The sequence below is a fragment of the Desulfuromonas sp. CSMB_57 genome (assembly GCF_020194955.2).
In the GTDB taxonomy this organism is placed as follows: Bacteria; Desulfobacterota; Desulfuromonadia; order Desulfuromonadales; family Syntrophotaleaceae; genus JAFCIY02.
Window position 1 is genome coordinate 1 of the sequence record NZ_JAFCIY020000076.1, and the last position, 7,659, is coordinate 7,659.

The following is a 7,659-nucleotide window of genomic DNA, read 5'->3' on the forward strand; positions in this document are numbered from 1 at the left end:
CACTGGTCACTGGTCACTGGTCACTGGTCACTGGTCACTGGTCACTGGTCACTGGTCACTGGTCACTGGTCACTCTGGTCACTGGTCACTGGTCATTGGTCATTGGTCTCTGGTCTCTGGTCTCTGGTCACCGGTCACCGGTCACCGGTCACTGGTGACTGGTGACTGGTGACTGGTAACCAACAACAAACAACCAACAACCAACAACCAGTGACAAATGACCAATGACAAATGACAAATGACAAATGACAAATAAAAAACACTTTTCAGGAGTGGCCCATGCAACTGAACAAGCTGATCGGCAAGAAACTGAAGGCCATCCGCCTGAAAAACGATCTGACCATCATGGATCTGGCGCAGCAGTCCAGGGTCTCCTCCAACATGATTTCGCGCATTGAACGGGGTTTGGCCACGCCGTCCGTGGAGATTCTGCTGAAGCTCGGCGAAGTGTTCGACAAAAGCATCAACTATTTTGTGGAAGAGATTGAAACAACGCATGAAATCGTCTTTTCCAAACCCGGGGAACGGGCCCGGACGGTGTTCGACGACGAGCGTTACCTGCAGACCGAATCCTTTACCACGGGCCTGCGCGATCCGCACTTCACCTCCTTTTTGTGTACCATCAAGGTCCACGGCTGCAGCGGCAGCGAGGACATGTATCACCCCGGCGACGAACTGATCTACCTGCTGGAGGGGCAGTTGCGCATCACCATCGCCAACGAAACCTTCCTCCTCAATCCCGGCGACAGCCTGTCCTTCAAGTCCCACCTGCCCCACCGCTGGCAGAACACCTTCGCCGGCGAGACCCGGGTGCTCTGGACCCTGTCGCCTTATACGACTATCTAAGGGCAGGCTGAAGACTGAAGGCTGAAGGCTGAAGACTGAAGGCATGGCACTAACGCCTCACGCAACATAAGATTTTACTTCAGCCTTCAGCCTTCGGACTTCAGACTGCTTCTGCCCAGCCTTCGGACTTCAGCCTGCTTCTTACAAGGACTTCCCATGTCTTTACCGTTCTCCGATCCGGTCCTGATTTTCGCCAGCGTCATGGTGCTGATTCTGCTGGCGCCGCTGCTGGCGCGGCGGTGTCGGCTGCCGGAGATTATCGGCCTGCTGCTGGCGGGCATGGTGGTGGGTCCCCACGGCCTGAACATCCTGGCCCGGGATCAGACCATCGAACTGCTGGGCGCGGTGGGCCTGCTGTTCATCATGTTCCTGGCGGGTTTGGAGATCGACCTCAACCAGGTGCGCCGCAACCGGGCGCCGACCCTGGTGTTCGGCCTGCTGACCTTTGCCGTGCCGCTGGCCCTGGGAATCCTCCTCGGCCGGCAGGTGTTCGGCATGAGCGTGCCGGTGGCGGTGCTGCTGGCCAGCATGTTCTCCTCCCACACCCTGCTGACCTTTCCCATGGCCGGCCGGCTGGGCCTGGCCAAGTCGCCGGCGACCACCACCGCCATCGGCGGCACCATCATTACCGACACTTTGGCGCTGCTGATCCTGGCGGTCATCGCCGGCTCGGTGCACGGCGAGTTGAACGCCCTGTTCTGGACCCGCTTACTGCTGCTGATGGCGGTCTATGTGGTCGGGGTGTTTTTCCTGGTGCCGCTGCTGAGCCGCTGGTTTTTCCGCCGCATCACGGCCGACGAGAACCTGGAATTCGTGTTCGTCCTGGCCCTGACCTTCACCTGCGCCTGGCTGGCCCACCTGGCCGGCCTGGAGCCCATCATCGGCGCCTTTCTGGCCGGGCTGACCCTGAATCCCCTGATCCCGGAACGCAGCCTGCTCATGACCCGCATCCACTTTACGGGCGAGGTTCTGTTCATCCCCTTCTTCCTGATCTCCGTGGGCATGCTGGTGGACCTGTCCCTGCTGCTGGCCGGCAGCGCCACCTGGATCATCGCCATCGGCATGACGTCCGTGGCGCTGCTGGCCAAGTTTCTGGCGGCCGCCGCCACCCAGAAGCTGCTCGGCCTGCAACGCGACGAGGGCTGGCTGATCTTCGGCCTGAGCGTCAACCAGGCCGCCGCCACATTGGCCGCGGCCCTGGTCGGCTACAACCTGGGGCTGTTTTCCGAAGCCGTGATCACCGGCACCATCATGATGATCGCCGTCACCTGCCTGGCGGGCTCGGTGGTCACCGAGCGGGCCGGACGCAGCGTCGCCCTGCGCGAGGAGCAGGCGCAGTTCGATCCCCTGGCGGCCGCCCATCGCATCATGATCCCCCTGGAGGTCGGCGAGGAGCGTCGGCAGCTGCTGGATATCGCCCTGCTGCTGCGGGAAAAGGGCGCCCACGAGCCCCTGTTTCCCCTGCGGGTGGTGGCCGAAAGCGGCGATTCGGAGCAGCAGGTATTCGCCGCGGAACGCATCCTGGCCGGCACCGTGGTGCGCATCACCGCCGCCGGGGTGCCGGTGATGCCGGTCACCGCCGTGGACGTCAATGCCACCGCCGGCATCCTGCGCTCCATGAAGGATTACCGCATCTCCCTGGTGGTGTTCGGCTGGAAAGGGCGCTCCAATTCCCGCGTCCGGACCTTCGGCCGGGTCATCGATGCCGTCATCGAGCGCAGCAGTCACATGGTGATGGTCAACCGGGTGACCCAGCCCATCAATACGGTGCGGCGCATCGTGCTGCTGCTGCCGCCCTTCGCCACCCGCGACATCGGTTTCGACAACTTCATCAAAACCATCAAGATTCTCGCCAACCAGACCGCCTCGCCGCTGCTGGTGCTGTGCGCGCCGGAAACCATTTCCGCCAGCGAGGACTTCATCCGCAACGTGCGTCCGGCGACGCCGGTGAGTTTCGAGGCCTACCTGTCCTGGAAAAACGTCCTGTACAGCGTGCGGGAGTTGCTGCAGGACAACGACTGGCTGGTGATGATGAGCGCGCGCCGCGGCGAACTGGCCTGGCAGCCGTCCCTGGAGCGCCTGCCGGCGCAACTGGCCCGGGCTTTCCCCGCTCTGCCCCTGTCGGTGGTGCTGGCCCCGGTGGAGCGGTGGGATACGCCCCAGAGCGATGCCAGCCAGGCCCTGCTCGGCGCCCTGTTCAAACCGGGCCTGACCCGCTGGAACATCGAGGGGGAAAGCATCGACGAGGTGCTGGATGCCATTCTGGCCTGCCATCACGGCGCCTGGGCCCGCAACGAGCCGGAGCGGGCCGAGGTGGTGCGCGCCCTGCGCCGGGAGCCGGCGGTGGAACTGGTGCCCGACGTGGTCCTGCTGCACACCTACGTGCCCCAGGTGCGCAAATCCACGGTCTTTCTGGGCGTCGCCAACCGCCCCCTGGATATCCGCCTGCCCTCCGGCCCGCCCCGGGTGGTCATCGTCTTCCTCGATCCCGTGGGCCACGATCCGGCCCAGCACCTGCGCATCCTCGCCGATCTGTCGAAGCTCCTCATGCGGCCCGACTTCGTTCCCCTCCTGCGCCAGGTGACCGGCTACGAGGAGTTGGTGAGCAGGATGCAGGCTGAAGGCTGAAGTGAGGCAGACTAAAGGCTGAAGACTGAAGACTGAAGTAAAACCTTTGGCCCCTCACCCCTCACCCCTCACGCCTCACGCCTTCAGCTTTCGGACTTCAGCCTTCAGCCTTCAGCCTTCAGCCTTCAGACTTCAGACTTCAGCCTGATTTTACCAGTTTGACATTCGCCCCAGTCCCCGTTAAGGTTTTATGTAAACGACCATATCGGTCGTGAAAGACCCCCAAATTGCTGGAGGTTTCATGAACAAATCGGAGTTGATCGAGGCGCTGGCCCAAAACAAGGGATTGACCTACAAGAAGGCGGAAGAGATCATCAACATCGTCTTCGACACCATGACGGAAAGCCTGGCAACCGGCGACCGGATTGAGATTCGCGGCTTCGGCAGTCTGGTGGTGAAGGACTACAAGGCCTACCGGGGACGCAACCCGAAAACCGGTGAGGAAATCGACGTCAAACCCAAGAAGCTGCCCTTTTTCAAGGTGGGCAAGGAACTGCGCGAACGCATCAATCGGTGATCTCACCCGGGCTGCAGGGGGGCGACCCGCACGGTGCGAAATTGATCCACCCGCACCCGACCGGGCAGCGCGCCTTGGGGCTTGCGCACGTGACGACCTTCGGCAACCATGACCTCGGCCTTGCCCTCCCCGGCGGCACGGGAGCAGCCGGCGGCGAGGGCCGCGGCGTACAGGATATCCGCTTCGGCCACCGGCCCGACCGCCTCGGCGCAACGCAGCACCAGATGGCAGCCGGGCCGATCCAGAGCATGAAACCAGAGATCCCCGGCGCGGCACAGATGCCGTGAAAGATAGTCGTTGGCGCGATTCCGGGTCCCCCAGAATATGGTATAACCGCCGGGTGAACGGCTTTCGCGAATCCCCTGGACCGGGGTCGGCAGCCGGTGCCGGGGCGGCTGCCGGTCCTTGGGCAACAGCCCGGCCTCGGCCAGTTCGGCGGCAATGGCGGCCAACTCCGGGCCGTTCGCGGCAGTTTCAAGAGCCAGTTCGACGCTCGCCAGCCAGGCCAGCTCTTCGTGGGTTTCCTGCCGCCGCCGCTCGGCATGGGGCAGGCCGCGACGGGCTTTTTTGCTGCGCTGAAACAGGCGCTGGGCGTTTTCCTGGGGGGAAAGCCGGGCGTCCAGGGGTATCCGCCGACGCGGGGCATCGGCCCCGGCGAACAGATCGTCCACTTCCACTTCGGTCATGCCGCGCCGCACTTGGTGCAGGTGGGCCAACAGCAATTCTCCCATCCGCTGCCAGTCCTCCCCCTGCCGCATGGCCGCTGCCTCCGCTTCGATGCGCTGCAGGCGCTGGTTGCAGCGCTTGACGGCCCGGCTCACCAGGGTCTGCAGGCGGGCTCTTTCGCTGCCCCGGCCAACCGTGGCGTCCGCCAGGTAATAGGCGTCGGCGGCGGCCGAGGGGCGGTCGAAAAATGGCTCGCGGTGCTGGTCGCCGACCGGGCGCGGCGCCATGACCAGGCGCGGGACGCCGTCCCGTTCCAGGATGGCGGGCTGCAATTCCGCCCGGGGCTCCGCCGCCGCTCCGGCAGGCGGGGCGCCGGGAGCTTGCGGTGCCTGGCAGGTTTCCCCCGGCAGGGCGCCGGGCCGGCGATGCAGGGCGTCGATAATCCGGCCCTCGGCGGTGAGCAACAGCAGATTGGGGCGGCGGCCATGGAGTTCCGCCAGCAACCGGTAGGCGGCGCCGTCCGGCCCGTGAAAGGCCAGTTCCGCCAACCGCTGGCCGGGGCTCTGCCGCACCGCCGTCAGCACCCGCAACCGCGCCCGCAGCAACTGGCAGAAGCGCGGCGGCGCCGCCGGATTGGCCGGCCGGGATTGGGTCAGGTGCATGCGGGCGCGTCCCGGTGTCGCGCCGATGAGCAGGCTGTGGGTGGCGCGGCCGTTCCAGAGGTGCAGGATGAGAGTGTCGGCATCCGGCTGGCAGACCTTGCTGACCTGGCTGCCGGGCAGCAGGGCCTGCAATTCGGCCACGATGGCGGCGAGGAAGACGCTGTCCATGCTTTTTGTCATGTGCCTTTTCCCTTTTGCGGGGGGAACGGTTCTGCTACACTTTTCGCCACCAAATAACCGCCGTTTTTTTCAAGGAGACCTGCCATGTCCGATTCAAGGGAACACAGCCTCGGCACCCGGATGCTGCATGCCGGCCAGACACCGGATCCGGTGACCCGCTCCCGCGCCGTGCCCATCTACCAGACTTCGTCCTACACCTTTGATTCCTCGGAACACGCCGCACGCCTGTTCGCCCTGGAGGAAGGCGGCAACATTTATACCCGCCTGATGAATCCCACCACGGACGTGCTGGAGAAACGCCTGGCCGACCTCGACGGCGGCGTCGGCGCCCTGGTGGTCTCCTCGGGCACCTCCGCCATCCTGCTGGCGGTGCTCAACCTGGCGCGGGCGGGGGACAACATCGTGTCCGGCAGCTTCCTTTACGGCGGCACCTTCAACCTGTTCAAGCACACCCTGCCACGGATGGGCATCCAGGTCAAATTCGTCGACACCGCCGATGCCAAGGCGGTGGCCGAGGCCATCGACGAAAACACCCGGGCGGTGTTCACCGAAAGCATCGGCAATCCCAAGAACAATGTGGATGACTTCGAGGCCCTGGCGGGCGTGGCCCATGCCGCCGGCCTGCCCTTTATCGTCGACAATACGGTGACCACCCCCTGGCTGTTCCGGCCTCTGGAGCATGGCGCCGACATCGTCTGCTACTCCCTGACCAAATTCATCGGCGGCCACGGCACCAGCCTCGGCGGCGCGGTGGTGGACGGCGGCCGCTTCAACTGGGGCAACGGCCGGTTCCCCGAGTTCACCACTCCGGATCCGAGCTATCACGGCCTGGTCTACCACGAGGCCTTGGGGGCGCGGGCCTACATCGACAAGATGCGCGTCACCCTGCTGCGGGATCTGGGTCCGTGCATCAGTCCCTTCAACAGTTTTCTGCTGCTGCAGGGTCTGGAAACCCTGCACGTGCGCATGCCGCGCCACTGCGCCAACGCTCTGGAACTGGCCCGTTTTCTGGAGCAGCATCCGGCCGTGGCCTGGGTCAACTATCCCGGCCTGCCGAGCCATCCCGACCACGAACGGGCCATGCGCTATCTGCCCGACGGCCAGGGCGGCATCCTCGGCTTCGGCATCCGCGGCGGGGTGACCGCCGGCGCCCGCTTCATCGACGCCGTGCAGCTGGCCAGCCATCTGGCCAACATCGGCGACGCCAAGACCCTGGTCATCCACCCGGCCAGCACCACCCATCAACAACTGTCGCCGGCCGATCAGTTGGCGTCCGGGGTGAGCCCCGACTTCATCCGGGTGTCCGTGGGCATCGAGGATATCGCGGACATCAAGGCGGATTTCGATCAGGCGCTGAGGAAGATTCTGTAAACCGTCATTGGTCATTGGTCATTGGTCATTGGTGGTTGGTGGTTGGTGGTTGGTCTGCTTTTTATCCTTCAGCCTTTAGCCTTTTCCCTTTACCCTTTAGCCTTCAGTCTGAACTTATACTATGTCCTGCCCTTTTCATATTGTTCTGCTGGAACCGGAAATTCCGCCCAATACCGGCAACATCGCGCGGCTGTGCGGGGCGACCGACTCGGTGCTGCACCTGGTCGGTCGCCTCGGCTTTTCCCTGGATGACCGCTATCTGAAGCGGGCCGGCCTGGACTATTGGGAGGTCATCGAGGTCCATCGCTGGGACAGCCTGGCGGAATTGGCGACGGCCTTTCCCGACGGGCGCTGGTGGTACACCTCGAAGAAGGCGGTCCGCAGTCACGTGCAGGCCGATTTCCGGCCCGGCGATCTCATCGTGTTCGGCAGGGAGACCACCGGTCTGCCGGAGGAGTTGCTGGCCGCCCACCCCGACCGCACCCTGCGCATCCCGATTTTCAACGAGCGGGTGCGCAGCCTGAATCTCTCCACCGCTGCCGGCATTGTGCTGTATGAGGCGTTGCGGCAGACGGGGCGGTTGGAATGATGGGCTGAAGACTGGAGGCTGGAGGCTGAAGACTGAAGATAAAGACTGAAGACTGAAGGCTGAAGACTGAAGGGAAAACCGCAATCAATTAAAGGTTTTATCTATCGCCGCCACCCTCCTTAACGAAGCCCCGCCGGATCAACCCTGCCCATCTGAACTTGTTCAGCTGGGGCCGTTGCCTCTCGGTGGTTCGAAGACGC

General features: G+C 63.9%; 6 protein-coding genes. 5 read left to right on the forward strand and 1 reads right to left on the reverse strand.

All coding sequences use genetic code 11. The features are described from left to right. Positions 1 to 279: 279 nt before the first annotated feature. From JQN68_RS14185 to JQN68_RS14195, 3 genes are all read left to right on the forward strand, one after another. Positions 280 to 846 carry a cupin domain-containing protein gene (locus JQN68_RS14185; protein ID WP_249621273.1) on the forward strand — a complete coding sequence of 189 codons (567 nt, stop codon included), beginning with the start codon at positions 280 to 282 and terminating at the stop codon, positions 844 to 846. 156 nt (positions 847 to 1,002) lie between these two features. Further along, positions 1,003 to 3,474, forward strand: coding sequence for a cation:proton antiporter domain-containing protein (locus tag JQN68_RS14190; RefSeq protein ID WP_225073732.1), 2,472 nt, complete (start codon positions 1,003 to 1,005; stop codon positions 3,472 to 3,474). Between the two features lie 241 nt (positions 3,475 to 3,715). Continuing rightward, complete coding sequence (locus JQN68_RS14195) at positions 3,716 to 3,991, forward strand: HU family DNA-binding protein (RefSeq protein ID WP_225073733.1); 276 nt, start codon at positions 3,716 to 3,718, stop codon at positions 3,989 to 3,991. A gap of 2 nt (positions 3,992 to 3,993) precedes the next feature. Here the strand turns inward: JQN68_RS14195 and JQN68_RS14200 are convergent, their stop codons facing one another. After that, positions 3,994 to 5,499: an Rqc2 family fibronectin-binding protein gene (locus JQN68_RS14200; protein WP_225073734.1), complete on the reverse strand. Its 1,506-nt coding sequence runs from the start codon at positions 5,497 to 5,499 to the stop codon at positions 3,994 to 3,996. An 84-nt stretch (positions 5,500 to 5,583) separates the two neighbouring features. Between JQN68_RS14200 and JQN68_RS14205 the strand changes: the two genes are divergently transcribed. Next, entirely contained in the window at positions 5,584 to 6,870 is a 1,287-nt protein-coding gene (locus JQN68_RS14205) for an O-acetylhomoserine aminocarboxypropyltransferase/cysteine synthase family protein (RefSeq protein ID WP_225073735.1), read from the forward strand. Positions 6,871 to 6,991: 121 nt separating this feature from the next. Continuing rightward, positions 6,992 to 7,459 (forward strand): tRNA (cytidine(34)-2'-O)-methyltransferase, encoded by a 468-nt coding sequence (locus tag JQN68_RS14210; RefSeq protein WP_249621274.1) that lies wholly within the window; start codon positions 6,992 to 6,994, stop codon positions 7,457 to 7,459. Positions 7,460 to 7,659 lie beyond the last annotated feature (200 nt).